The sequence below is a fragment of the Enterobacter sp. SLBN-59 genome, from assembly GCF_024807915.1.
Classification (GTDB): Bacteria; Pseudomonadota; Gammaproteobacteria; order Enterobacterales; family Enterobacteriaceae; genus Enterobacter; species Enterobacter asburiae_B.
In genome coordinates this window covers 1,046,271-1,071,243 of record NZ_JANUFI010000001.1, presented here as the reverse complement: position 1 = coordinate 1,071,243, position 24,973 = coordinate 1,046,271, and the positions used below count along the sequence as shown (strand labels likewise).

24 protein-coding genes are annotated in these 24,973 nt (G+C 56.6%); 6 read left to right on the top strand and 18 right to left on the bottom strand.

Annotated elements, in window-relative coordinates:
• Positions 1 to 45: 45 nt before the first annotated feature.
• Together tyrS and pdxY are read left to right on the top strand one after the other, a co-directional pair.
• Entirely contained in the window at positions 46 to 1,320 is a 1,275-nt protein-coding gene (tyrS, locus tag M2422_RS04980) for a tyrosine--tRNA ligase (protein ID WP_048977462.1), read from the top strand.
• A gap of 66 nt (positions 1,321 to 1,386) precedes the next feature.
• Entirely contained in the window at positions 1,387 to 2,247 is an 861-nt protein-coding gene (pdxY, locus tag M2422_RS04975; RefSeq protein ID WP_039262324.1) for a pyridoxal kinase PdxY, read from the top strand.
• A 60-nt stretch (positions 2,248 to 2,307) separates the two neighbouring features.
• On the opposite strand, the gene gstA is transcribed toward pdxY, so the two are convergent.
• The 12 genes from gstA to blr form a co-directional block, all read right to left on the bottom strand.
• The gene (gene gstA / locus M2422_RS04970) at positions 2,308 to 2,913 is read right to left on the bottom strand and encodes a glutathione transferase GstA (protein ID WP_048977464.1); all 606 of its coding nucleotides are present in this window, start codon (positions 2,911 to 2,913) and stop codon (positions 2,308 to 2,310) included.
• A gap of 105 nt (positions 2,914 to 3,018) precedes the next feature.
• Positions 3,019 to 4,527, bottom strand: coding sequence for a dipeptide/tripeptide permease DtpA (dtpA, locus tag M2422_RS04965; protein ID WP_033145330.1), 1,509 nt, complete (start codon positions 4,525 to 4,527; stop codon positions 3,019 to 3,021).
• Between the two features lie 591 nt (positions 4,528 to 5,118).
• The gene (gene nth, locus M2422_RS04960; RefSeq protein WP_008500570.1) at positions 5,119 to 5,754 is read right to left on the bottom strand and encodes an endonuclease III; all 636 of its coding nucleotides are present in this window, start codon (positions 5,752 to 5,754) and stop codon (positions 5,119 to 5,121) included.
• Positions 5,751 to 6,437 carry an electron transport complex subunit E gene (locus tag M2422_RS04955; protein WP_023617347.1) on the bottom strand — a complete coding sequence of 229 codons (687 nt, stop codon included), beginning with the start codon at positions 6,435 to 6,437 and terminating at the stop codon, positions 5,751 to 5,753. The genes nth and M2422_RS04955 overlap by 4 nt, the downstream gene beginning before the upstream one ends.
• Positions 6,438 to 6,439: 2 nt before the next feature.
• Positions 6,440 to 7,060: an electron transport complex subunit RsxG gene (gene rsxG / locus M2422_RS04950; RefSeq protein ID WP_064672357.1), complete on the bottom strand. Its 621-nt coding sequence runs from the start codon at positions 7,058 to 7,060 to the stop codon at positions 6,440 to 6,442.
• Between the two features lie 10 nt (positions 7,061 to 7,070).
• Positions 7,071 to 8,123 (bottom strand): electron transport complex subunit RsxD, encoded by a 1,053-nt coding sequence (gene rsxD, locus M2422_RS04945; RefSeq protein ID WP_064672358.1) that lies wholly within the window; start codon positions 8,121 to 8,123, stop codon positions 7,071 to 7,073.
• Positions 8,124 to 10,271 (bottom strand): electron transport complex subunit RsxC, encoded by a 2,148-nt coding sequence (rsxC, locus tag M2422_RS04940; RefSeq protein WP_064672359.1) that lies wholly within the window; start codon positions 10,269 to 10,271, stop codon positions 8,124 to 8,126.
• Positions 10,264 to 10,842: an electron transport complex subunit RsxB gene (rsxB, locus tag M2422_RS04935; RefSeq protein ID WP_259140148.1), complete on the bottom strand. Its 579-nt coding sequence runs from the start codon at positions 10,840 to 10,842 to the stop codon at positions 10,264 to 10,266. The genes rsxC and rsxB overlap by 8 nt, the downstream gene beginning before the upstream one ends.
• Positions 10,842 to 11,423: an electron transport complex subunit RsxA gene (rsxA, locus tag M2422_RS04930; protein ID WP_014883581.1), complete on the bottom strand. Its 582-nt coding sequence runs from the start codon at positions 11,421 to 11,423 to the stop codon at positions 10,842 to 10,844. Before rsxA ends, rsxB begins: the two co-directional genes overlap by 1 nt.
• A gap of 76 nt (positions 11,424 to 11,499) precedes the next feature.
• A complete protein-coding gene (locus tag M2422_RS04925; RefSeq protein WP_048977467.1) occupies positions 11,500 to 11,940 on the bottom strand; it encodes a DUF2569 domain-containing protein in 441 nt (146 codons plus the stop codon).
• An 86-nt stretch (positions 11,941 to 12,026) separates the two neighbouring features.
• The gene (gene ydgT, locus M2422_RS04920) at positions 12,027 to 12,242 is read right to left on the bottom strand and encodes a transcription modulator YdgT (RefSeq protein ID WP_013096896.1); all 216 of its coding nucleotides are present in this window, start codon (positions 12,240 to 12,242) and stop codon (positions 12,027 to 12,029) included.
• A 231-nt stretch (positions 12,243 to 12,473) separates the two neighbouring features.
• Positions 12,474 to 12,599: a division septum protein Blr gene (blr, locus tag M2422_RS04915; protein ID WP_170864498.1), complete on the bottom strand. Its 126-nt coding sequence runs from the start codon at positions 12,597 to 12,599 to the stop codon at positions 12,474 to 12,476.
• Between the two features lie 243 nt (positions 12,600 to 12,842).
• Between blr and M2422_RS04910 the strand changes: the two genes are divergently transcribed.
• Positions 12,843 to 13,883, top strand: a complete 1,041-nt coding sequence (locus M2422_RS04910) for an oxidoreductase (protein ID WP_033145336.1) — start codon at positions 12,843 to 12,845, stop codon at positions 13,881 to 13,883.
• 53 nt (positions 13,884 to 13,936) lie between these two features.
• On the opposite strand, the gene add is transcribed toward M2422_RS04910, so the two are convergent.
• The 3 genes from add to malX form a co-directional block, all read right to left on the bottom strand.
• A complete protein-coding gene (gene add, locus M2422_RS04905) occupies positions 13,937 to 14,938 on the bottom strand; it encodes an adenosine deaminase (RefSeq protein ID WP_033145337.1) in 1,002 nt (333 codons plus the stop codon).
• A 96-nt stretch (positions 14,939 to 15,034) separates the two neighbouring features.
• Complete coding sequence (locus M2422_RS04900; protein ID WP_064672360.1) at positions 15,035 to 16,207, bottom strand: MalY/PatB family protein; 1,173 nt, start codon at positions 16,205 to 16,207, stop codon at positions 15,035 to 15,037.
• 48 nt (positions 16,208 to 16,255) lie between these two features.
• Positions 16,256 to 17,848 carry a maltose/glucose-specific PTS transporter subunit IIBC gene (gene malX / locus M2422_RS04895; RefSeq protein ID WP_029740306.1) on the bottom strand — a complete coding sequence of 531 codons (1,593 nt, stop codon included), beginning with the start codon at positions 17,846 to 17,848 and terminating at the stop codon, positions 16,256 to 16,258.
• A gap of 177 nt (positions 17,849 to 18,025) precedes the next feature.
• On the opposite strand from malX, the gene M2422_RS04890 reads away from it, so the two are divergent.
• Positions 18,026 to 19,054, top strand: a complete 1,029-nt coding sequence (locus M2422_RS04890) for a Mal regulon transcriptional regulator MalI (protein WP_259140140.1) — start codon at positions 18,026 to 18,028, stop codon at positions 19,052 to 19,054.
• A gap of 2 nt (positions 19,055 to 19,056) precedes the next feature.
• Here M2422_RS04890 and M2422_RS04885 read toward each other — a convergent pair whose 3' ends face one another.
• Positions 19,057 to 19,953, bottom strand: coding sequence for a LysR family transcriptional regulator (locus M2422_RS04885; RefSeq protein WP_064672361.1), 897 nt, complete (start codon positions 19,951 to 19,953; stop codon positions 19,057 to 19,059).
• Between the two features lie 107 nt (positions 19,954 to 20,060).
• Between M2422_RS04885 and M2422_RS04880 the strand changes: the two genes are divergently transcribed.
• Both M2422_RS04880 and M2422_RS04875 read left to right on the top strand, forming a co-directional pair.
• Positions 20,061 to 21,041: an MBL fold metallo-hydrolase gene (locus M2422_RS04880; protein ID WP_064672362.1), complete on the top strand. Its 981-nt coding sequence runs from the start codon at positions 20,061 to 20,063 to the stop codon at positions 21,039 to 21,041.
• Between the two features lie 15 nt (positions 21,042 to 21,056).
• Positions 21,057 to 21,911 carry an alpha/beta fold hydrolase gene (locus M2422_RS04875; RefSeq protein WP_064672363.1) on the top strand — a complete coding sequence of 285 codons (855 nt, stop codon included), beginning with the start codon at positions 21,057 to 21,059 and terminating at the stop codon, positions 21,909 to 21,911.
• A gap of 39 nt (positions 21,912 to 21,950) precedes the next feature.
• Here M2422_RS04875 and M2422_RS04870 read toward each other — a convergent pair whose 3' ends face one another.
• Positions 21,951 to 23,483, bottom strand: a complete 1,533-nt coding sequence (locus M2422_RS04870) for a YdgA family protein (RefSeq protein ID WP_064672364.1) — start codon at positions 23,481 to 23,483, stop codon at positions 21,951 to 21,953.
• Positions 23,484 to 23,697: 214 nt separating this feature from the next.
• Positions 23,698 to 24,882, bottom strand: a complete 1,185-nt coding sequence (gene manA / locus M2422_RS04865) for a mannose-6-phosphate isomerase (protein WP_039262310.1) — start codon at positions 24,880 to 24,882, stop codon at positions 23,698 to 23,700.
• Between the last annotated feature and the right edge of the window lie 91 nt (positions 24,883 to 24,973).

Below are 24,973 nucleotides of genomic sequence, written 5' to 3'. Positions count from 1 at the left end.
GTCGTGTACCGGCAAAGGTGCAGTCGTTTATACATGGAGAATTTGATGGCAAGCAGTAACTTGATTAAACAATTGCAAGAGCGGGGCCTCGTGGCCCAGGTGACGGACGAGGAAGCGTTAGCAGAGCGACTGGCGCAAGGCCCGATCGCGCTCTATTGCGGCTTCGATCCCACCGCTGACAGCTTGCATTTGGGGCATCTTGTTCCATTGTTATGCCTGAAACGCTTCCAGATGGCGGGCCATAAGCCTGTTGCGCTGGTGGGCGGCGCGACCGGCCTGATTGGTGACCCAAGCTTTAAAGCCGCTGAGCGTAAACTGAACACCGAAGATACCGTGCAGGAGTGGGTGGATAAGATCCGCAAACAGGTTGCACCGTTCCTCGACTTCAACTGTGGTGATAACTCTGCCATTGCCGCGAACAACTACGACTGGTTTGGCAGCATGAACGTGCTGACCTTCCTGCGCGACATCGGAAAGCACTTCTCTGTTAACCAGATGATTAACAAAGAGGCCGTGAAGCAGCGTCTGAACCGTGACGACCAGGGTATCTCCTTTACCGAGTTCTCCTACAACCTGCTGCAGGGTTATGACTTTGCCTGCCTGAACAAGCTGCACGGCGTTTCCCTGCAGATTGGCGGTTCCGATCAGTGGGGTAACATCACCTCCGGTATCGACCTGACCCGTCGTCTGCACCAGAACCAGGTCTTCGGTCTGACCGTTCCGCTGATCACCAAGGCAGACGGCACCAAATTTGGGAAAACCGAAGGCGGCGCGGTATGGCTCGATCCGAAGAAAACCAGCCCGTACAAATTCTACCAGTTCTGGATCAACACGGCGGATGCCGATGTTTACCGCTTCCTGAAGTTCTTCACCTTTATGGACATCGAAGACATCAACGCGCTGGAAGAAGAAGACAAAAACAGCGGTAAAGCACCGCGCGCCCAGTATGTGCTGGCGGACGAAGTGACCAAACTGGTTCACGGTGAAGAAGGTCTGGCCGCGGCAAAACGTATTACCGCAAGCCTGTTCAACGGTACCCTGAGCGATCTGAGCGAGGCGGACTTCGAACAGCTGGCGCAGGACGGCGTGCCGATGGTTGAGATGGAAAAAGGGGCTGACCTGATGCAGGCGCTGGTGGACTCTGAGCTCCAGCCTTCGCGCGGTCAGGCGCGTAAAACCATCGCGTCTAACGCTATCACCATCAACGGTGAGAAACAGGCCGATCCGGAATACACCTTCGTTGACGGTGACCGTCTGTATGGTCGCTACACGCTGCTGCGTCGCGGTAAGAAAAACTACTGCCTTGTCTGCTGGAAATAAATAACAGTCTCCAGGGGCGTGGGAAACCACGCCCCTTTTGTTTTTTCAGGGTTTGGTAAGAAAAAAATGAAGAACATCCTCGCCATTCAGTCCCACGTTGTTTTTGGACACGCGGGCAATAGCGCCGCGGAATTCCCGATGCGTCGCCTCGGCGTCAACGTCTGGCCCCTTAATACCGTGCAGTTCTCTAACCACACGCAATACGGCAAATGGACCGGCTGCGTAATGCCGCCTTCGCACCTCACCGAGGTTGTGCAGGGGATTGCCGATATCGACCAGCTCAGACGCTGTGACGCCGTGCTGAGCGGCTACCTCGGCTCAGCGGAGCAGGGGGAGCATATCCTCGGCATCGTACGTCAGGTGAAAGCCGCAAACCCGGCGGCAAAATACTTCTGCGACCCCGTTATGGGCCATCCGGAGAAAGGCTGCATCGTGGCGCCAGGCGTCGCAGAGTTTCACGTCCGCCACGCGCTGCCCGCCAGCGATATCATTGCGCCAAACCTGGTCGAGCTCGAAATTCTCTGCGAGCGTCCGGTTAACAGCGTAGAAGAGGCGGTAAGCGCGTCTCGCGAACTGATCGCTCAGGGGCCTGAGGTGGTGCTGGTAAAACATCTCGCCCGCGCAGGGCTGAGTCAGGACCGTTTTGAGATGCTTCTGGTGACGAAAGATGACGCCTGGCATATTAGCCGTCCGCTGGTGGATTTCGGCCTGCGCCAGCCGGTTGGCGTCGGGGATGTCACCAGCGGTCTGCTGCTGGTGAAATTGCTGCAAGGGGCGACGATACGCGACGCGCTGGAGCACGTTACCGCGGCGGTGTACGAAATCATGATTGCGACGAAAGAGATGCAGGAATATGAACTGCAGGTGGTTGCGGCACAGGATCGTATCGCGAAGCCGGAGCACTATTTCAGCGCAACCCGGTTATAGCCGGCCAAAACGTATAGGCCGGGTAAGCGTTAGCGCCACCCGGCAACACAGGCCGCTCGGTTAATTCAAACCTTCCGCTTTCAGCGCCGCAGCCACTGCAGGACGCTCCGCCACGCGTTTCATATACGATGCGATATGGTCTAACCCTTCCAGGTTCAGCTTAACCGCGCGCGCCCAGCGCAGCACGGTAAACAGATACGCATCGGCAATCGTGAAGCGCGAACCACAAATCCACTGTTCGTCTTTCAGCGATTCGTTAACATACTGCAGCTTTTTCTCAAGAAGCGCACGCAGGGTCGGTTTGAACTCCTCTGGCGTATCCGGGCGGAACAACGGCGTAAATCCTTTGTGCAGTTCGGTCGCAATGTAGTTCAGCCATTCCAGCGTCTTATAGCGAGAAATGGTACTGACCGGAGCCAGCAGCTGGCGATCGGGTACGCTATCGGCCAGGAACTGCATAATCGCGACGCCTTCGGTCAGCAGAGTACCGTCATCCAGCAAGAGCGCCGGAACTTGTCCCTTGGGGTTAATGGCAAGAAAATCATCGCCATTTTCCAGACGCTTTTTCATCAGATCAACGCCATCCAGCGTGAAATCTTTGCCGCTCTCGCGCAGGGTGATATGGGAAGCAAGAGAGCACGCGCCCGGTTTGTAGAACAGTTTCATCGGTAACTCCTTTTTGCTGAGGTTTCAGCTATGTTAGTGCGCCAACGGACAAAAAAAAAGCCGCTAATACACTAGCGGCTTCTGTTCTGTCGTTTCTCAATAATCTTACGCGGTAGCGGTTTTGGTCGCTTCAGCCGTCTTGTCGTCGTCCTGAGTCATACGATTCAGTTTCGGCGCGGTCAGCAGCATCAGAACTGCAATAACCGCAGTAGCGATACCAATCTGCATGAACACGGTACCGTAGACGTTCAGGGAGACCAGTGGGTCAGTGACGTTTTCCGGTACAGCCATCAGGTTCGCAATTTTACCCGCAATGATTGCCGCACCGGCAGTCGTCAGGAACCAGCTACCCATAATGAAGCCCATCAGACGCTGTGGCACCAGCTGCGCAACCATCGCCAGACCCAGACCGGAGATCATCAGTTCACCGATAGACTGCAGCGCGTAGCTCAGGATCAGCCAGTTAACGGACACGATACCCGCGTCGGTGGCAAATTTGGTACCCAGCGGCAGCACCAGGAACGCGCCGGAGCACAGCACCATACCGATAGCAAACTTGTGCGGCATTGGCAGACGGTCACCCATCTTGTTATAGATAGCTGCCAGAATCGGGCTACCAATCATGATCCAGAACGGGTTCAGCGCCTGATACTGTTCCGGCTCGAACGCGATGCCCAGAATTGAGTGCTCAACGTTACGAATGGCGAAGAAGTTCAGTGAGGTTGGCATCTGGCTGTACAGTACGAAGAAGATAATCGCTTCCAGCATCAGGATGAACGCCACAATCATCTTGCGACGGGCAGCACCCTGCATGGCGAACGCTTCTTTCGCAAAGATAACCACGATACCCAGCGCGACCACGCCCAGAACGGCACGGGCGATACCCTGGTTGTGCAGCAGCCAGGTGGCGATTGCCGCGAGGACAACAACGCCCACGATGGTGGCCAGCAGTTTGCCCATATGCACAGGCTCGAAGTCAGGTTTTGAACCGTAGTCTTTAACCCAGCTGCGGCAGAACAGGAAGTTGACCACGGTGATCAGCATGCCCACGAAGCTCAGCGCAAACGCCACGCTCCAGCCGAACTTCGCCGCAAGCCATGGGGTTGCCAGCATCGAGAAGAACGAACCGATGTTGATGGACATGTAGTACATGGTAAATGCACCGTCCAGGCGCGGATCGTCTTTGTTGTAGCAGGTAGAAAGCAGGGAGGACGGGTTCGCTTTGAACAGACCGTTACCGACGGCAATCGTCGCCATACCCATATACACGACAGCGGCATCATGCCCTGACCATGCAACCAGACCATAGCCAATCGCCAGGACAATGGCGCCCAGCATGATGACACGTTTAGTCCCGAGGACTTTATCACCCAGCCAGCCGCCAATAGCGACCAGACCGTACACCAGAGCACTAAAGGAAGAGAACAGCGTGATGGAATCGGCTTCGGACATACCCAGCTGTTTTACCAGGTAAACCGCCATGATCCCTTGCAGGCCGTAATAACCAAAACGCTCCCATAACTCGATAGAGAAGATGAGATAGAACGCTTTAGGCTGTTTAAAAGCGTTAAGACTCACGCTTTCATCTGTTGGTTTATTGTTTGCAGTAGACACATATACCTCTTTTTTTACATCCCATATTAACGGGGGTGTTCATAGCGCGATGGCCGTAGTCCATACGCCTTATAGTTATATTGGGAGGAGAAACGGCGGGTAATGTTCACTATCCTGCCCCATCTGGCAATACGTTTGTAATAATCTGTTACATATATCTGAAGTGGTATAATCGTCGGTTCATATAAATGTTATTCAGCGTTAAATTTCATACGATGAGTAAAGGTAGTTTTTTCGACTGGCGATAACCCACCCTGACCGGCTTTTGGCGATATGTTCTGCTATTTTCCGCTTAATGCAGTGATATGGGCCATATTCTGAAAAATAGCTGGTCTTATCTTCGGTGATGGAAGGAGAGTATCTTGTCAGACAAAGGGTTTAGGCGGATTTTGACAACAAAAATTCAACATGAAGTTATCAGGGTGATCGCGATCACAGATGTATAGAAATTTTTGGCTATGAAAAAAGTATTAACCTGTTTGAGCGTTAAACAACCGAACAAGTGACAGGTCAGGGGGAATGAAAGACGGACAAATAACGGCCAAAAGAAGGGTGCCTGGTAGCCCTTCTTTTGGTAAGGGATTGTGACGATCAGGGATATACTTTTTCTTTGTATTCGCAGAGATCTTCAATAATGCACGAGCCGCATCGAGGCTTACGGGCAATACAGGTATAGCGGCCGTGCAGAATCAGCCAGTGATGGCAGTCAACCTTAAATTCGGCCGGAACCACCTTTAACAGCTTCTCTTCGACCTGCTCAACATTTTTCCCCGGCGCGAAGTTAGTCCTGTTAGAGACGCGGAAAATATGCGTATCCACGGCGATGGTCGGCCAGCCAAACGCGGTGTTGAGCACCACGTTCGCGGTCTTACGCCCCACGCCCGGTAAGGCTTCCAGCGCGGCGCGATCTTCCGGTACTTCGCCTCCGTGCTGTTCCAGCAGGATCCGGCAGGTCTTAATGACGTTCTCGGCTTTGCTGTTAAACAGGCCGATGGTTTTGATATAGGACTTCACGCCTTCCACGCCCAGCTCCAGCATGGCTTTTGGCGTATTGGCGACTGGATAGAGCAGGGCAGTGGCTTTATTGACGCTCACATCGGTCGCCTGTGCAGAGAGCAACACCGCGATCAGCAGCTCAAACGGGGAGGTAAAATTCAGCTCCGTCGTCGGGTGCGGGTTCTCGTCCCGCAGACGGGTCAGGATCGCAATGCGCTTTTCTTTATTCATGAAGCCTTCTCGGGTGTCCCTTCCAGAACGCTACGCTCAGCCGCGCGGCGCTTACGTTTCTCATCAATCAGGTATTTTATCGCCAGCATCATGCCAAGGCCAATAAACGCGCCAGGGGGCAGCATTGCCAGCAGGAATGGCGTATCGGTGTGGAACACTTCAACGCGCAGCGCTTTGGCCCAGCCGCCCAGCAGCGCATCTGCGCCGTCAAACAGCGTACCGTTACCGAGGATCTCGCGCAGCGAGCCCAGCACGAACATGGCGCAGGTGGCGCCCATGCCAATGGAAAAACCATCCAGCGCCGACATGGCGGGGCTGTTTTTCACCGCGAACGCTTCCGCACGGCCAACGACGATACAGTTGGTGACGATAAGGGGAATAAAGATCCCGAGCGACTGGTACAGGCCAAACGCGTAGGCGTTAATCAGCATCTGGACGATACTGACCACCGACGCAATGATCATGACGTAAATCGGAATACGAATTTCCGACGGCGTCCAGCGGCGCAGGGCGGAGATGGAGAGGTTGGTCAGCGTCAGCACCAGCGTGGTTGCCAGACCCAGACCGAGCGCATTGGTGGCGGTGGACGTTACCGCCAGCAGGGGACACATCCCCAGAAGCTGGACCAGCGCGGAGTTGTTCTTCCACAACCCCTGGACAATAACCTCTTTAACCTGGCTCATGATTACTCCCCACAGGCCGGAAGATTGTTGATTTGCGCGGGCAGCGTTTCAGCATACAGCCCGGCTCGTTTTACGGCGTTCACCACGGCGCGCGGCGTGATGGTCGCGCCGGTGAATTGATCGAACTCGCCGCCATCTTTCTTCACCGCAAACGCGGTATCCCCTTCGCCATGGATAACTTTACCGGCGAAGTGCAAAATCCAGTCGCTCAGACGGGTTTCAATTTTATCGCCCAGGCCCGGCGTTTCATGATGTTCCGTCACGCGAGTACCCAGAATAGTGCCGGAGAAATCGCTGCCAACAAGCAGCTGAATGGCGCCGGAATAGCCGTCGGGCGCCGTCGCTTCCATCACCGCGCCTACCGGTTTATCCCCTTTGCGGGCAATAAAGAGGCGGTGTGGGCCTTTCCCAAGCTGCGGCGCGTCTACCACAAAGCAGCTCTTTTGCAGGTCATTATCGTAGAAATCTGACGGGATCACCTGATCGAACAGCGCCTTTTGCTGCTTTGAAGCCTGCTCTTCGATGGTCGTTTTGGTTAACGTGTTAACCAGGGCCGTCAGCCCGGTGAGAACCGCGGCGAAGACAGCCAGCGTGACGCCGTGCTTTTGCATCGTATTTAACATGGCGAAACCCTTAGCGATGGCCGTACACGCGCGGACGCGTGTAATAGTCGATGAGCGGAACGGTAATGTTGGCAAGCAGGACGGCAAACGCGACGCCGTCCGGGTAACCGCCAAAGCTGCGGATGAGCCATACCAGCAGGCCCGCCAGCGCGCCGAAGATCAGGCGGCCGCGGTTAGTCGTTGACGCCGTGACCGGATCCGTCAGGATAAAGAAGGCACCCAGCATGGTCGCACCGGAGAGCAAATGCATCTGCGGGCTGGCGAGTGATTCAGGAGAGAATACCCAACCCAGCGTGGCGCAAACCGCCAGCGTCACGAGGAAGCTGACCGGAATATGCCAGCGAATGGCTTTCTGCTGCAGCAGGAACAGGCCGCCCAGCAGATACGCCAGGTTGACCCACTGCCAGCCTGCACCCGCCAGCATGCCGCTGTAAATCGCGGATTTCATGATCTGCTCAACGCTTTGCCCGGCGTGCAGGGACGTTTTAAAGGTATCGAGAGGCGTCGCCTGGCTGATGCCGTCCACGCCCATTCGCAGCGCGTTCATATCAGCGCCGAGCGCCGTATGGCCGGTAAAGATAACGTGCAGGGCATCCATAAAGCCCGGGACCGTGGCCGCAATCTCGTGTGGTGGCAGCCAGCTGGTCATCTGCACCGGGAAGGAGATTAGCAGCACCACGTAGCCAATCATCGCCGGGTTAAACGGGTTATGGCCGAGCCCGCCGTACAGCTGTTTGGCAATGATCACGGCAAACACGGTACCGAGCACGACCATCCACCACGGGGCAAACGGCGGAATACTGATGGCGAGCAGCAGGCCGGTCAGCAGCGCGGAGTTGTCAGCCAGAATGCGTGACACCGCCATCTTACGCAGCTTCAGGACGAGTGCTTCCGCCGCGACGGCGCTGGCGCAGCCCAGGGCTATCTGGAACAGGGTTCCCCAGCCGAAAAACCAGCACTGAACGGCAATGCCCGGCAGCGCGGCCAGGCAGACCAGCATCATAATGCGCGATGTCTGACGCTGGTTGTGGGTGTAGGGGGAACTTGCGATTCTGAAAACCATTTAATCCTCGTTAACGGCTTGCTGTGCGGCTTTCTTCGCCTGAACGCGCGCAATGGCGGCGGCGACGGCGGCCTTGCGCGGGTCATCGTTGGCGGCCTGCGACTGCTCTTCCTGCTGCGCAGCCTTACGGGCTTTGGCTCGGGCAATCGCTGCTTCGACGGCGGCTTTACGCGGGTCGACCGGTGGTGCTTCTACTTCTGACACTGCTTCTGACACTGCCTCTGGCGCCTGCTGCGCAGCCTTGCGGGCTTTGGCGCGGGCAATCGCTGCTTCGACGGCGGCTTTACGCGGGTCGATCGGTGGTGCTTCTGCTTCTGATACTGCCTCTGGCGCCTGCTGCGCAGCCTTACGGGCTTTGGCGCGAGCAATCGCCGCTTCAACGGCGGCTTTGCGTGGGTCGACCGCTTCTTGCTCGACGACTACCTGCTGCTCTCCAGCTTTGCGGGCCTTGGCCCGGGCTATCGCCGCTTCAACGGCCGCTTTACGCGGGTCGATCTCAGTATCTGCCTGAACCGTTTGCGCTTTTTCCGCCTGACGCGCGCGAGCCGCAGCCTTTCGCGCTTCGCGGGCGGCAATCGCTTCGCTGTTATCCGGTTTTTCCCCGGCCTGGATCACCACCGTCTGGGCGGCATCGGCTTTTTTCTCGCGAACGCGCGCCAGCGCGGCGTTGATCGCATCCTGATCTTTCCCGGCAGGCTGAACGGCGGCCTGCTTATGGCGTTCCTGACGGGCGATTTTTTCGCGCTCCAGTCGCGCCTGACGCGCTTCGAAACGTGCCTTGGCTTCCGCGGCGCGTTTTTCTTCCATGGAGATGGCATAAATCTCGGCCTTCTCCTGACGGAAGTATTGCACCAGCGGAATGTTGCTTGGGCAGACCCAGGCGCAGGCGCCGCATTCAATGCAGTCGGCCAGGTTATGGGATTTTGCCTTGTCGTGCAGCTGGCCTTTGCTGTACCAGTACAGCTGCTGTGGGAGGAGATCCGCCGGGCAGGCATCGGCACAGGCGCTGCAGCGAATGCAACCTTTCTCTTCCTGCTCTTCACCCATTTCGGTGGGGGAAGGGGCGAGCAGACAGTTAGTGATTTTCACTACCGGAACGTCCAGCCACGGCAGCGTAAAGCCCATCAGCGGGCCACCCATGATCACCATCTGGTCGCTGGCCGGGCAAAATTCAGCCTGTTCCAGCAGATGGCGCACCGGCGTACCCAGACGCGCCCAGACGTTGCCCGGACGGGAAATCGATTCCCCTGTCAGCGTCACCACGCGCTCGGTCAACGGCTCGCCGTCAATCACCGCGCGCTTCACCGCATAGGCGGTGCCAACGTTTTGCATCAGCACGCCGATATCCGATGAGCGTCCGCCGTGCGGCACCTGCTTGCCGGTCAGAATTTGCGTCAGCTGTTTTGCGCCGCCAGAAGGGTACTTGGTCGGGATAACGCGCAGGCTAATATCATGACTGCCCGCCAGCACGGCGCGCAGCATCGAGATGGCCTGCGGTTTATTGTCTTCGATACCAATCAGCACTTCCCGCGGCTTCAGAATGTATGCCAGGATGCGGATGCCTTCCACCACCTGAGCGGCGCAATCCTGCATCAGACGATCGTCTGCGGTGATATACGGCTCGCACTCGGCGGCATTGATAATCAACGTCTGGATGTTATCGCCACCGCCGCGCAGCTTAACGCCGGTAGGGAAGCCCGCGCCGCCCAGCCCGGCGACGCCGAACTGATGAATTCGCTCGATAAGCGCTTCGCGGCTCTGGCTGCGGTAATCGCTCCAGCCGTCACGATCGATCCAGCGGTCTTCGCCGTCGGCTTCAATGATCACGCTCAGTTCCGACAGCGCAGACGGATGAGCCACCGTATGCGGGGCAATCGCCACCACTTTACCGGAGGTGGGGGCATGTATCGGCAGCATTCGCCCACGGCCAAAGGTCAGCGGCTGACCGCGAAGAACCCTATCGCCTTCTTTCACGCACAGCTCGCCCTCAGCGCCAATATGCTGCTTGAGCGGCATGACGTAACGCGTTGCCAGCGGAATTTGACGCAGCGGCGTGCCGTTGGACTGGGTTTTCATCTCTGGCGGATGGATACCGCCGTCAAAGTCCCAAATCTTCTCTTTTCTGAAAGCAGAAAATAACTTAAGCATGTTGTTCCACAGGAATGATGCGAACCGGAATGGTTTGAAGATCCCACTTCCAGCTTTCGGTAGTCGTTTCAACCGGGCGCAGCTCGATACATTGCGTCGGGCAGGGGGCCACGCAGAGGTTACAGCCGGTGCACAGATCCGCCACGACGGTGTGCATGGCGCGGGTGGCGCCGACAATGGCGTCAACCGGGCAGGCCTGAATACATTTGGTGCAGCCGATGCAGTTGGCTTCGTCGATCACGGCCAGGGCGCGAACCGGCTCCTGCACCTCCGCATCGCCATCAACGGGCTGCGGATCGACGTTAAGCAGGGCCGCGATTTTCAGCATCACCGCTTCGCCGCCGGGGGCGCAGCGGTTAATTTGTTCACCCTGAATCCCTACCGCTTCGGCATAGGGGCGGCAGCCCGGGTAGCCGCACTGCCCGCACTGGCTTTGCGGCAAAAGCTCATCAATTTTTTCAACAACGGGATCGTCCTCTACCGCGAAACGGCGGGAGGCGTAACCCAGGATAAGGCCAAACACCAACCCCAGGACGCTGATAGAGGCGATGGCAATCCAGATAGCATTCATTACAACTTCACCAGACCACTAAAGCCCATAAAGGCCAGAGACATTAAACCCGCGGTAACCAGCGCAATCGCGTTACCGCGGAAGGGCGCAGGGATATCCGCTGCCGCCAGACGCTCGCGAATCGACGCGAACAGGACCATAACAAATGAGAAACCGACGGCGGCGGAAAAACCGTACAGCGCCGACTGCATAAAGTTATGGCCAAGGTTGATGTTCAGCAGCGCAACGCCGAGAACGGCACAGTTGGTGGTGATCAGCGGCAGGAAGATACCCAGCAGGCGATAGAGGGCCGGGCTGGTTTTACGCACCACCATTTCAGTAAATTGCACAACAACCGCAATGACCAGAATAAAAGCCAGCGTGCGAAGATAGATTAACCCCAGCGGGATGAGGATCCAGGTATCAATCAACCACGCGCAGATGGACGCCATCGTCATGACGAAGGTTGTCGCCAGCCCCATGCCCATCGCCGTTTCCAGCTTTTTGGACACGCCCATAAACGGGCACAGGCCAAGGAACTTCACCAGAACGAAGTTGTTAACCAGCACGGTGCCGACAAAGAGCAGTAAGTAATCGGTCATTATTTAGCCTGAAATAAAAAAGCCGCCTATTATCGGACAAACTCACGCAGGCGACAACAGGTTATCTGTAAGGTTATTACGGGTTCACGAAGGTGTTTTTTACCCGCGTCGAACGTTTGAAATAGGGGACCAGCAGCGCGGCCGCCAGTAACGGGAAAAGCAGCTGACGAACGGCCAGAGCGTCTGATACGGGCGAAAAAGCAAAGGCTTTAACCGCCAGCAGAACCGAAATCAGCAGCCAGATAATGTAGTGTTTAGGTACACTTTTGCGGCGCTTAAAGAAGGCGATGGTCAACCACAGAGTGTAGTACCACATACCAATCGCGAAAACGAACGACACAAACCACATCGCAATACTCAGCACGCTTTGCGACATCAGGGTCTGGATGGCGTGAGGAGTAATCAGTGCGGTGGTATACAGCAGCAGCGCAAGTGATGCGCTTAATAAGGCAACCAGCAGCCATGCCAGTGGGGCGATTAACCAGCCTCCAATGCGTTCTCCAGGCGTTGCGGTCATGAACTCTCCCATAATCTGCGCGAAATGTTGTACAGCCAGTTTGCAGGGCGGAGAGTATATAACATTTCGCGCGGATGGCTACTTTCTTATAAAACGTAACGCCATACGGACTTAGGCACTTCACCCACGTTGAACAAACGACCTCCGGAAACCAGCTCCGCACGGCGATGGTCAGCGGCGCGATACATATTAATGATGTCCTGATTATCCGACAGGGTGTAGTTCAGATGGTCAAACAGTTTTTCCAGGCTCTCAAGCGAATTGATCTTGCGAAATTTTAATAAATAGTCCTGAACTGTCATATTAATAAGTTTCCATATAAAAGTGAGTAATACCAGTTAAGGTAATTCGTTCGAATAATAAACGGATTAATAAAGACGTAAACAGCCCACTCAGGTAACGCGACGAAATTAGGAGTTTTCTTTGCTGAAATTCAGGCATCAGACGATGCCTGGAAGAGAAGGTTAACCGTGTTCACCAGGGCTGGCAATAAGTAACTGACATATTATGTCACTCTTTATTGCAGTAACCGGTTACTTAGGTTGGGCGACTGCGACAGGCTCCGGCGGCTGGTAGTTATCGATATGGCTGGCAACGCCCAGCAAAATGACCGAAACCCCAAGGACAATCCATCCCGCTAATTCAATGATTCGATTAATAATTGACGTCATGATTCGTAGTTGTACTTTATCCATAAATACAGGTCGCAAATGTTACAGCGACGTTTCCCCGACGGCAAGCGCTTTGGGAACGGTTCCCTTAAACAAAATCAGTGGGTTAATACTATGTAACAAAAACAACCCCTACGACCTGCTATTTTAAGTCATATGGCACATTATTAATCTGTGGTAATGCCAGGCTAGCCAGTGTGAAATAAGAACGTCATAAAAGAGGACGGCACTATGAGTGATAATATCCGCGTTGGGCTTATCGGCTACGGGTATGCAAGCAAAACGTTTCATGCGCCTCTGATAGCCGGGACGCCGGGGATGACCCTGGCTGCGGTATCCAGCAGCGATGCCGCTAAAGTCCATGCCGACTGGCCTTCCGTGCCGGTTGTCTCTGAGCCAAAACACCTTTTTAACGATCCAAATATTGATTTAATCGTTATCCCCACCCCGAACGACACCCACTTCCCGCTGGCAAAGGCCGCGCTTGAAGCCGGTAAGCACGTGGTTGTCGATAAGCCCTTTACCGTCACGTTGTCTCAGGCTCGCGAGCTGGATGCGCTGGCAAAAAGTCTGGGCAGGCTGCTGTCGGTATTCCATAACCGCCGCTGGGACAGCGACTTTCTGACGGTAAAAAGGCTTCTCAGTGAAGGCACGCTAGGGGAGATCCTCTTTTTTGAATCGCACTTTGACCGCTTCCGTCCGCAGGTACGAAACCGCTGGCGCGAGCAGGTCGGTCCGGGCAGCGGTATCTGGTACGATTTAGCCCCGCATCTGCTGGATCAGGCCGTCAATCTTTTTGGTCTGCCGGTGAGCATGACGGTCGATCTGGCCCAGCTCCGGCCCGGAGCGCAGACGACCGATTACTTCCACGCGGTGCTCAGCTACCCGCAGCGGCGGATTGTGCTGCACGGCACGATGGTCGCGGCCGCGGAATCGGCCCGCTACATCATTCACGGCACGCGCGGGAGCTACGTGAAGTTTGGCCTCGATCCGCAGGAGGACCGGCTGAAAAGCGGTGAACGTTTGCCGCAGGAAGACTGGGGCTATGATATGCGGGACGGCGTGGTCACGCGGGTGGAAGGTGAGGAACTGGTAGAGGAAACCTTGCTGACGATCCCGGGCAACTATCCGGCCTATTATGCGGGCATTCGCGATGCGCTGAACGGCACGGGCGAAAATCCGGTTCCGGCCAGCCAGGCGATTCAGATTATGGAGTTGATTGAGCTGGGTATTGAATCTGCCAAACATCGCGCCACGCTCTGTCTGGCATAAGTTTTAAGGGCTGTTGTAGGCCGGGTAAGGCGTAGCCGCTACCCGGCAAATGCTCAACCGCGAGCCACTTTATCTTTAAGCGCCTGCTTCTCTTCAGGCGTCAGGAAGGCGATCTCCAGCCCGTTGATCTGCGCCTGACGGATCTGCTCGCGGCTCAGACCCGCCTGCGGTGCGGCGATGTTGTATTCGTGGATGATATCCACGCCCTGAACCGCCGGGTCGTCAGTGTTCAGCGAGGCCAGCACGCCGTGCTCGAGGAACGTTTTCAGCGGATGATGCGCCAGCGTTGCCACGGTGCTGGTCTGAATATTAGACGTCAGGCACGACTCAATCCCGATACGCTGCTCCGCCAGGAAATCCATCAGGGCGCGATCTTCTACCGCCTTCACGCCGTGGCCGATACGCTCGGCGCCCAGCTCGCGGATGGCCTGCCAGATGCTTTCCGGGCCAGCCGCTTCACCCGCATGCACGGTAATGTGCCAGCCGGCATCGCGCGCGCGGTTGAAGTGGGAGAGGAACAGACTGCCCGGGAAGCCCAGCTCGTCACCGGCCAGATCGACGGCGGTGATGGCATCGCGATGGGCCAGCAGCGCTTCAAGCTCCTGCAGGCAGGCGGCTTCGCCGAACGTACGGCTCATAATGCCAATCAGACGGGCCTGAACGTCGAAGGTTTTACACCCTTCGCGCACGCCTTCAATCACGGCTTCCACCACGCCTGCAACGGGCAGGCTGTGGGTCATCGCCATATAGCCCGGCGAGAAGCGCAGCTCGACGTAATGCAGGCCATTACGGGCCGCATCTTCAATGTTCTCAAACGCCACGCGGCGGCAGGCATCCAGCGAGGCCAGCATCTTCACGCCCCAGTCGAGTTTGCTCAGGAAGCTGACCAGGTCCGGTTCATTGGAGGTTACCTGTACGTGAGGGATCAGCGACTCAAGCGTCTGCGCAGGAAGCGTTAAATTGAACTGGCGGCCAAGATCGAGGATGGTTTGGGCACGAATGTTACCGTCAAGGTGACGATGAATATCAGTTAAAGGCAGGCGTGTATCAATCATGGTCGCACTCTTTTCTGGTTAAAGTGCGCCATATTATAAAAACAAAACGGGGTAAAAAGCTATTTGCGCAAGGGAATATTCCGTTGCGCAAATTGATTACAGGAGCGTGTTAATCCCGGCAATGAGACGTTGCACCCCTTGTTCAAGCTTGCTGCGCGGACAGCCGGCGTTCAGGCGAACAAAGCCGTTTCCCTCTTTGCCGTAGGTATATCCCGGCATGATGGCGACTTTTTGCTGCTCGATCAGCACTTTTTGCAGCGCCCGATCGTCAATGTTCAGGGGGCGCAGGTCAATCCAGGCCAGGTAGGTCGCTTCGGGCGGCTGCCAGTTCAGTTTCGGAAAGGCGCGGTTTACTTCCTGCGCGATATACAACAGATTCTCTTCCAGATACCCCCGCAGGGCATCCAGCCACGGCGCTCCCTGCTGATAGGCGGCAATATGCGCCGTCAGCGCCAGCACGGAAGGGGAAGAGAGTCCGTCCCGGCCTTTTAGTGCGCTGAGATAACCGTTACGGCTCGCTTCATCGCCGATCAGGCCGTAAGCGCCCGTCAGCGCCGGAATATTAAAGCTTTTCGAGCCGGAGGTGAGAAGCGCCCATTTACCGCGCGCCACCGCGTTCCAGGGCGTGTGGCGATGCTCTCCCCACACCATATCCATATGGATTTCATCGCTGATAACCGCCACGTCATAGCGTGCGCACAGTTCAGCCATCTGCGCCAGCTCGTCCCGCGTCCAGACCTTGCCGGTCGGGTTTTGCGGGCTGCACAGCAGCAAAATTTTGTTTTCAGGTTTCGCCAGGGCCACTTCCAGCGCCGCCATATTTCCCTGCCAGCCTGCGGCATGCTTTTCCATCTCCACGGGCACCACATGACGCGCATTCCCTTCAATAGCTTTGTAAAACGCGTCGTATGCCGGGGTGTGAACCACTACGCCATCGCCGGGGTGTGACCAGAGACGAATCAGCTCTGACACCATGTAGATAACGGAAGGACCATAAACGACGGTTTCCGTATCAATCGTGCTGTTAAAGCGCTGCTGGAACCAGTGCGCGACGGCGGCGAGAAACTCATCATTCTTCCAGCGGCTGTAGCCCAGCACGCCGTGATTAATGCGCTGATGCAGCGCGTCGGTAACGCAGGGCGCGGTGGCGAAATCCATATCCGAGATGGTGAAGGGCAGCAGATCGGCCGCGCCAAAGCGGTCGGCGACGTAGTCCCACTGCGTACACCAGGTGCCGTGTCGATCCACGACGGTAGAAAAATCAAACATGACGTGAGTCCTTAAAGTAAAACCCCCTCAAGAGAGGGGGCTGAGGCATCAGGCTTCAACTGTTCGCATCAGGGTTGCCAGCTCATCCTTCACCGACTGGACCTGCGGGCCGATAACCACCTGCAAATTGTGCTGATTTAACTGTACCACGCCGATGGCCCGGTTGGCTTTCAGGGCGTTGGTATCCACTTTTGACATATCCGCCACCGACAGACGCAGGCGGGTGATGCAGTTATCCAGCGAGGTGATGTTATCCGCGCCGCCCAGCGCCGCCAGAATGGCCGGTGTGTTGTAGCCGGATTTGCCCACGGTCCCGGCAACCGCCTGTTCAACGCTGCTCGCCGTATCGGTATCGCGGCCAGGCGTTTTCAGGTTAAAGCGGGTGATGGCGAAGCGGAAGATGCCGTAGTAAACCGCAAACCAGATAGCCGCCACAACTGGTACCAGGTACCACTTGGTGGACAGGCCGTGCAGGATCCCGAACACCACGAAGTCGATCACGTTGCCGTCGGTGTTGCCGATGGTCACGCCCAGCACCGCCATCACGGTAAAGCCCAGACCGGTCAGCACCGCGTGGATGAGGTACAGCACCGGTGCGACGAACAGGAACAGGAATTCGATTGGTTCGGTGGTACCGCCCACGACGCAGGCGATCACGCCGGAAATCAGCAGGCCTTTAATTTTATGACGGTTTTCCGGGCGAGCGCAGTGGTACATCGCCAGCGCGGCACCCGGCAGGCCGCCGAGGAAGGCAGGCATTTTACCCTGAGACAGGAAGCGGGTGGCACTTTCCGAGAAGCCGTGGGTAGTCGGGCAGCTCAGCTGCGCCTGGAAGATGGTCAGCGCGCCGCTCACGTCGTGACCGCACACCTCCATCGTACCGCCCGCTTCGGTGAAGCGAATCAGGGCCACCAGGATATGCTGCAGGCCAAACGGCAGCAGCAGACGCTCGCCGGTACCGAAGATCATCGGACCGAAATCTCCCGCGCCGTTGATGATGCGGCCAATACCGTTGATGCCCATCGCAAAGACCGGCCAGATCAGCGGAATGATTAAACCGAACAGACCCATCACCACCAGGGTAACAATCGGCACAAAGCGGGTACCGCCGAAGAAGGCCAGGGCATCCGGCAGCCGGATATTATGGAAGCGCTCGTGCAGCATCCAGATAATCACACCCGCGATCACTGCCCCGAGGATCCCGGTATCAATAGACTGGATACCGATCACGCTCTGAATGTTGTTGGCTTTCAGTACGGCGGCGTCGGTGGTCGGCAAAATGCCTTTCGCGGTCAGCCAGAAGTTAACCGCCAGGTTCATCACGGCGTAGCCCACAAACCCGGCAAATGCCGCGACGCCTTTGTTCTCGCGCGCCAGGCCCAGCGGGATAGCGATACAGAACATCACGGGCAGGAAGCTAAACGCAAAGGAGCCGACTTTACTCATCCAGATGAAGATCGCCTGCAGCACAGGGGTACCGAGGAACGGGATCAGCGTGATGACGTCTTTACTGCTCAGCGAGCTGCCGATCCCGAGCATGATCCCGCAGAACGAGAGGAGTGCCACGGGCAGCATAAAGGTTTTACCCAGTTGCTGGAAAAATTCCCACAGCGATATTTTTTGTGCTGCTTTCGCCGTCATAAAACGACTCCTTTATTGTTAAAATCAGTTTGCCTGCTTCAATGCTGCGAGAAGATAAAACGTTTTATCAAAGTTTAGTGCGCGCTAAATCACATTCTCAGGCTTTGACTGGTAGTATAAAGATAACGTATTGATAAAACGTTTTACCGATCTCATTTCAGGGAGTCACGCCAACACATGGCTGTAGCGAAAAAAATCACCATCAACGATGTCGCGCTGGCGGCGGGCGTTTCCGTCAGCACCGTTTCTCTGGTGCTAAGCGGAAAAGGGCGCATCTCTCCTGCGACCGGTCAACGGGTTAACGAGGCGGTTGAGCAGCTGGGTTTTGTGCGTAACCGTCAGGCGTCGGCGCTGCGCGGCGGGCAAAGCGGGGTGATTGGCCTGATTGTCCGCGACCTGACGTCACCTTTCTATGCGGAGCTGACCGCAGGGTTAACCGAAGCGCTTGAAGCGCAGGGGCGGATGGTCTTTCTTCTGCACGGCGGTCGCGAGCCCGATCAGCTTCTCTCCCGGCTCGATATGCTGCTGAATCAGGGTGTTGACGGGGTGATCGTCGCCGGGGCGTCGGGCGTGGGCAGCGAGCTGTGCGAGCGCGCCGCCGAAAAAGGCGTGCCGCTGGTGTTTGCTTCGCGCGCCAGCTACCTGGACGAGGCCGATACGCTGCGCCCGGATAATATGCAGGCCGCGCAAATGCTGACCGAGCATCTTATTCGACGCGGACACCAGCGCATTGCGTGGCTCGGCGGGAAAAGTTCGTCCCTGACCCGCGCCGAGCGGGTCGGCGGCTACTGCGCGACGCTGATTAAATACGGCCTGCCGTTCCACAGCGAATGGGTCGTGGAGTGTGAATCCAGCCAGAAGAAAGCGGCGGAAGCGATAGGCGCGCTGCTGCGCAGCAGTCCGACGATCAGCGCCGTGATTTGTTACAACGATGTGATTGCTATGGGCGCCTGGTTTGGCCTGATCCGCGTCGGGCGTCAGAGCGGCGAGGGCGGGGTGGAAACCTTCTTCGGCCATCAGGTGGCGCTGGGGGCGTTCGCCGACGTCGGTGAAAACGCGCTCGACGATCTGCCGATCGTCTGGGCCACCACCCCCGCGCGGGAGATGGGCTACACGCTGGCGGACAGGATCATGCAGCGCATCGACAACACGGACGTTCAGGCCGGACACCAGATTGTGGCGGCGCGGCTGGTGACGGTGAAATAATATCAGGTGGGTTGCGTCAGCGGATTGAGCAACAGTTCGGCTTCCAGCGCTTCCACAAATTTTCTCACTTTTGCCGGGATCAGCCGTGAGGTCGGGTAGACCGCCCAAACGGCCAGCGATTCCGGCTGGGCGTCTTCAAGGACGATCCGCTCGAGTTTACCCTCACTGAACGCCGGCTCTACGTACCAGCTAGATAAATTGGCGATCCCCAACCCTCCGAGGCAGGCTTCGAAAATGGCCTCAACGGAGTTCGCGGAGAATCGGCCCGACACCTTTTGTTTGTAGCGCTGTTCACCCTGTTCGAATGACCAGTGGACGGTATCTGACGTGGTCAGACAGCTGTGTGCCGCCAGATCGTTAAACGATTTTGGATAGCCATTCGCGGCAAGATACGCCGCGCTGGCGCAGAGATCGCGAGGGTTGTGACACAGGCGATGGGCAACCAGCCGGTTATCGCGCAGCGGCGCAATGCGTAACGCCACGTCTATGCCTTTTCCGACAATATCAACCTGTTCGTCGGTGGCGAGTAAATCGACCTGCAGGGCGGGATGTTGCTGCATGAACCGGGTCAGCATGGGAGCAACGATCTTACGGCCAAACCCCGCTGAGGCGGTAATACGCAGGCGTCCGGAAAGGTGCGTCCCTTCGGGAAACAGATCGGCAAGCGCGTTATTTTTATCTTCCAGCAAAGCCTGCGCATGGGGCAAAAAAACGGCCCCATCGCTGGTGGGTGACAGGGAACGCGTGGTGCGGTGCACCAGCCTGACCCCCAGTTCAGCCTCAAGATTATTAAGAGACCGTGACGCCGCCATGGCGCTCACAGAGAGCCGACGCGCGGCGCCCGCCAGACTACCCGCCTTGACGGCTTCGACAAACACTTCAACATCTTCCAGTTTCATTGCATCGATTTTCGTTATGCTGACTTATCAAAGTACATATCTACATTATTTATCGTTACGCTGCCATAGTCTCTTCACAACCTGAAAAATATCAATCTGGAGTGAAGATGAAAAAGTTGAAAACGGTTCTGGCGCTCAGCGGCCTGCTCCTGGCAAGCACATCGTGGGCAGATGCCCCGGCACAGGTGAAACAGCAGGTTCCGGGCTATTATCGTCTGGCGGTCGGGGAATATGAGGTAACGGCGCTGTTCGACGGCTATAACGATCTTTCGCCTGCCTTACTACACGGGCTCTCAGGCGACAAGGTTCGCGAACTGCTGGCTCAACACAAAGTTGATGCCGAACGCATGCCTACCGCCTTTAACGCCTTTCTGGTGAATACCGGTAAACACCTGGTCATGATTGACAGCGGGGGGGGCCACTGCATGGCGGAAACGGCCGGCCAGTTGGTCAGCAATATGAACGCATCAGGGTACCGTCCCGAGCAGGTTGATACCATTTTCCTGACCCACCTGCATCTTGACCACGTATGCGGCCTGAGCGATGCAGAGGGTAAGGCGTTGTTCCCCAATGCTACCGTCTACGTACCGCAGGGGGAGGCCGACTACTGGCTTGACCCCGCAAAAGAAGCGAGCGCGCCGGCTAATGCGAGGGAGTATTTCGCTATCGCCAGGAATGCGCTGTCTGCGTATAAAGCCGCCGGGCACCTTAAAACCTTCGTCCCGCCAGCTTCGCCTGTCCCGGAAGTCCAGACGGCATATGCCATCGGGCATACGCCTGGCAGTACCGTTTATCGCTTCGCGTCGCAGGGGACGGCTATCAACTTCATTGGGGATTTGATTCATGCTCCTGCCGTCCAGTTCCCGCACCCTGAAGTGTCTATTCGCTTTGATGTCGATCCGAAAAAAGCCATCTCATCCCGGGCGCAGGAGTTTAACGCGCTGGCGAAAGACGGTGAGTGGATGGCTGCGGCACATCTGCCTTTCCCCGGTATCGGGCATATCACCGCCTGGCAGCAGGGCTATAGCTGGAATCCTGTCAATTACGGTCCTTATCAACGTGCGGCCAACGTGCCTCTGCTGAAATAAAGTGAGGTGACGAGCATGAAAAGTTACACCGTAATGGCAAACGGTATCCGTCAGTTTGTGGTTGAAGAGGGTGAAGGCGCACCGGTTATTCTCCTGCATGGTTTTCCTGAAACAAACTATGCCTGGCGCTACCAGATACCCGTACTGTCCCGGCACTACCGCGTGATTGCACCGGATTTACGCGGGTATGGCGAAACGGATAAACCTGCTTCTGGCTATGATAAGCGCAACATGGCGCGGGACATCCGGGAACTGATGCGTGTGCTGGGTTTACAGAAAGTGGTGCTGGTAGGGCACGATCGCGGCGCGCGCGTCGCGACGCGGTTTGCAAAAGATTACCCTGAGCTGGTGGATCGACTGGTGGTGATGGATAACGTGCCAACGCGTATTGTGGCGCGCGATCTAAATGCGTCGATTGCGCGTGCGTACTGGTTCTTCCTGTTTCATCTTGTGCCAGACCTGCCGGAAGCGCTGATTGCGGGTCGGGAGCATATCTGGCTGCGCCACTTTTTCTCGGACTGGACCTACAATCCCTCGACCATCAGCGGCGAGGCGTTTGACACCTATGTTCGGGCGTATCAGGCGCCGGGTGCCGTGCGTGGCGCAATGGCTGACTATCGCGCCAACGCAGAGGATGTGGCGCAGGATATGGCAGACGCTGAGGTGAAAATCACCTGCCCGGTAATGTCGCTGTGGGGGAATGATTTTCATGCGGTCGGCAAGCTTTTCGATATGGAAAGCGTCTGGGCCGAAATGGCGGAGAACCTGCGGGCGCAGGGTATTGATGAGTGCGGCCATCTGCCGCAGGAGGAGCAGCCAGAGAAAGTGAACGCGCTTCTGCTGGATTTCCTGGCTGGATGGAAAAATTAGCGGGCAATATAAAACCCCTCATGCGAGGGGTTTTGCCGTTTACTGCTGCGGTGCCGTCGGTTCGGTTGGCGCTGCCGGTTCAGCCGGTTCCGGCATCCCCAGCGTCGGCATACCAAACATGCCGACGAAGTCTTCCAGCGGCATCTTGTCGCCGTTCAGCGTTACCTGGCCGTTGGCGTACTGCAGGCTGGTGGAAATCGTGTTGTTTTCCACTTTAGTGATGCGGAACATCTGGCCCATTGCCGCCAGACCTTTCACCTGCTGGTTAGCCAGCTTGCCGGCGTCTTCATCGCCGTAGCCTTCCAGCTTCGCAATCTGGGTCATAAACTCGGTCGCCATATCCATCGGGATGGTCAGCTTGCTGTCGAGCGACTTCACGCTGCGATCCACTTCCTGCGCCAGCGTCTGCGGTTCACCCGTTGCGGTTGCCGGATCTTTCAGGAACAGCGACAGGTTAAAGCTGGTTTCGCCTTTGCTGTTTTTCCAGCTCAGCGGCGCAACGGTGATCACCGGCTCGCCTTTCAGCAGGACAGGCAGGTTGTTGAATAGTACCGCCATCGCCTGCTGCTGGTACACTTCAGGGTTCTGCTGGAGTGCGGCATCGGTCAGCAGCGCCTGGCTCTCTTTGCTGTATTTCTGGCTAAACTCGTGCCACGCCTGGCCGTCGATATTGCCGATCTTCAGTGACAGCTTGCCGGTGCCCAGGTCCTGATTCTGCACCTTCAGGCTCTTCAGCGTGTAATCCAGCTGCGTGTTGATGCTTTTACCGTCTTTGGAAACGTCGGATTTGCCGTTGACGTCCATACCTTCCAGCACGGCCATCTCTTTTCCTTCAACCGCAATGGCAACCTTGTCGAGAGACAGTTTTTGATCGCCGATACGCTCCTGGAAATCGGTCATTCGGCTGTTGCCGTCGGCCTTCAGGTTGTTGAAGGTGAGCTGAACCTTTTGGTTATATTCGTTCACGGCATTGACCAGGCCGCTTTCCGCTTCACCCGTCAGGGAGAACACGTTTCCGTCGCGGTCAGCGTCAAGTTTGAAGTGACCGCCGCTGAAGGCGACTTTCTCATTCTCTTTCTCGTAGTTCAGCGCTTTCAGAGCAATATCGGAGCTCGTGTCACCGGCATAGCTAATTCGGGTATTAATATCGAAAGGCGATTCATTCTTCGCCAGGTCAAACAGCGGTTTGGTGACGTCGTTATTCACCAGCACGGTATGAACGGACGCCATCGACGGGATCAGGTTAAAGGACTTCAGCTGCGCCAGCGGCAGCGGACCGTGGCTCACCACCTCGTCCAGCACCACGCTCTGACCCGGTTTCAGCCAGCCGTTTTCAGCACCGGCCACTGGCTTTACCACCAGCTGCATACGGCTGGTAAACACGCCGCGATGATAATTCTGGTAGCTCAGCTCCAGGCCCGCCTCCGGCGCGCTGCGCTTAATCTCTCCGTTAGCCTGCGCCACCATCTCAGCCAGACGGCCTTCCAGCTGTTTCCCGGTAAACCAGGAGGCACCCGTCCAGACCACGCCTAACGCTACAATCACTCCAACCGCTACGACCGATTTTTTCATTGCGACTATCCCTAAAATGAAACCAGGCGGTAAAAACCGCCTGGAGATATTAAGCCTGCAACTAGCTTAGCAAGAGTTGTTAAAAAAATCAGTAAGTCCCTAATACCCGTCATACTTCAAGTTGCCTGTGCGTTGGCTTTCCTCGCTCACCCCAGTCACGTACTTATGTACGCTCCTGGGGATTCGCTGCGTCGCCGCCTTCATGCAACTCGAATTATTTAGGGTATAGCTTATTGAAAACGCGCGCCAGACGACCGGTGCCGCTTACGCTGACCGGTGATTCACTGGCTGCAACGAATGCTGACTCACCGGGCTTAAGCACCAGACGCTGTTCACCTTTGCGCAGCGTCGCTTCGCCCTCGGCGCAGAACAGAATCGCCGCGCTTTCCTGCGCGATGGCAGTTTCGGCCTGGCTCAGGTCGTGCAGGGAGAAGGCAAAATCCTCAACCGGAATCGGGAAGTCCAGCTCTGCGCCGTTTTTCACCGGCTGAGTCAGCAGCTCCGCGGCAGGTTTCGCCACAAACTTCACGTTGGCAACCAGCTCAGGAATATCGATATATTTCGGCGTCAGGCCCGCGCGCAGCACGTTATCGGAATTGGCCATCACCTCCAGCGCCACGCCCTGAAGGTAGGCGTGCGGGGTTTCAGCAAACAGGAACATCGCTTCGCCCGGGTTCAGCTTCACCACGTTCAGCAGCAGAGGGGAGAACAGGCCGCTGTCGTCCGGGTAGAATTCGGAGATCAGACGGATGGTCTCCCAAGGTTCACCCTGCTGGCTGCCCAGGGCCGCTTTCAGCACCGCCAGCGCGTGAGATTTCTCTTCACCCTGCATATTCAGCAGGCTGGCAAACAGCTGGCTCAGCGCGTCCGCGTTCGGGTTTTCAAGGAAGTGGGCGATAGCCTTGTGGGCACCCGCGACCGGTTGCAGCAGAGAAACGATCTCTGAAAACTCGCGGAACGCGTTCATCGCCAGGAACGGGGTCAGCGCAAAGACCAGCTCCGGCTTGTGGTTAGGATCTTTGTAGTTACGCTCGGCGGCGTCTAACGGAATACCCGCCGCGTTCTCTTTCGCAAAGCCGATTTCAGAGGCTTTCTTGTTCGGGTGAACCTGGATGGAGAGCGGCTGGTCGGCGCACAGCACCTTGAACAGGAACGGCAGTTCGCCGAAGCGCTGAGCCACCTTGTCGCCAAGCAGCGCGGCTTTATCGGCGTCAATCACGTCACGCAGGCTGCGAACCTGGCCGCTGGCGTCTTCAATTTTTGAGCTGCTCTTCGGGTGCGCCCCCATCCACAGTTCTGCCATCGGCAGGTTGTTCGGGTTCGCGATACCGTAGAGATCCGTTAACGCAGTTTTACTTCCCCAGGCGTAGTTTTGCACTGAGTTAATGAGTTTTTGCATTATCAAGCCCTGATTCAATTGTGGAATTAACTCCGGGTATTAAAGCAATAAACCTCATGGAAGTAACCTGTGGATGTAAAAAGTCGTATTA

Coding starts and splice junctions, on each gene's coding strand:
- tyrS (WP_048977462.1), top strand. CDS start 46: ATGGCAAGCAGTAACTTGATTAAACAATTGCAAGAGCGGGGCCTCGTG.
- pdxY (WP_039262324.1), top strand. CDS start 1,387: ATGAAGAACATCCTCGCCATTCAGTCCCACGTTGTTTTTGGACACGCG.
- gstA (WP_048977464.1), bottom strand. CDS start 2,913: ATGAAACTGTTCTACAAACCGGGCGCGTGCTCTCTTGCTTCCCATATC.
- nth (WP_008500570.1), bottom strand. CDS start 5,754: ATGAATAAAGAAAAGCGCATTGCGATCCTGACCCGTCTGCGGGACGAG.
- M2422_RS04955 (WP_023617347.1), bottom strand. CDS start 6,437: ATGAGCCAGGTTAAAGAGGTTATTGTCCAGGGGTTGTGGAAGAACAAC.
- rsxG (WP_064672357.1), bottom strand. CDS start 7,060: ATGTTAAATACGATGCAAAAGCACGGCGTCACGCTGGCTGTCTTCGCC.
- rsxD (WP_064672358.1), bottom strand. CDS start 8,123: ATGGTTTTCAGAATCGCAAGTTCCCCCTACACCCACAACCAGCGTCAG.
- rsxC (WP_064672359.1), bottom strand. CDS start 10,271: ATGCTTAAGTTATTTTCTGCTTTCAGAAAAGAGAAGATTTGGGACTTT.
- rsxB (WP_259140148.1), bottom strand. CDS start 10,842: ATGAATGCTATCTGGATTGCCATCGCCTCTATCAGCGTCCTGGGGTTG.
- rsxA (WP_014883581.1), bottom strand. CDS start 11,423: ATGACCGATTACTTACTGCTCTTTGTCGGCACCGTGCTGGTTAACAAC.
- M2422_RS04925 (WP_048977467.1), bottom strand. CDS start 11,940: ATGACCGCAACGCCTGGAGAACGCATTGGAGGCTGGTTAATCGCCCCA.
- ydgT (WP_013096896.1), bottom strand. CDS start 12,242: ATGACAGTTCAGGACTATTTATTAAAATTTCGCAAGATCAATTCGCTT.
- M2422_RS04910 (WP_033145336.1), top strand. CDS start 12,843: ATGAGTGATAATATCCGCGTTGGGCTTATCGGCTACGGGTATGCAAGC.
- add (WP_033145337.1), bottom strand. CDS start 14,938: ATGATTGATACACGCCTGCCTTTAACTGATATTCATCGTCACCTTGAC.
- M2422_RS04900 (WP_064672360.1), bottom strand. CDS start 16,207: ATGTTTGATTTTTCTACCGTCGTGGATCGACACGGCACCTGGTGTACG.
- malX (WP_029740306.1), bottom strand. CDS start 17,848: ATGACGGCGAAAGCAGCACAAAAAATATCGCTGTGGGAATTTTTCCAG.
- M2422_RS04890 (WP_259140140.1), top strand. CDS start 18,026: ATGGCTGTAGCGAAAAAAATCACCATCAACGATGTCGCGCTGGCGGCG.
- M2422_RS04885 (WP_064672361.1), bottom strand. CDS start 19,953: ATGAAACTGGAAGATGTTGAAGTGTTTGTCGAAGCCGTCAAGGCGGGT.
- M2422_RS04880 (WP_064672362.1), top strand. CDS start 20,061: ATGAAAAAGTTGAAAACGGTTCTGGCGCTCAGCGGCCTGCTCCTGGCA.
- M2422_RS04875 (WP_064672363.1), top strand. CDS start 21,057: ATGAAAAGTTACACCGTAATGGCAAACGGTATCCGTCAGTTTGTGGTT.
- M2422_RS04870 (WP_064672364.1), bottom strand. CDS start 23,483: ATGAAAAAATCGGTCGTAGCGGTTGGAGTGATTGTAGCGTTAGGCGTG.
- manA (WP_039262310.1), bottom strand. CDS start 24,882: ATGCAAAAACTCATTAACTCAGTGCAAAACTACGCCTGGGGAAGTAAA.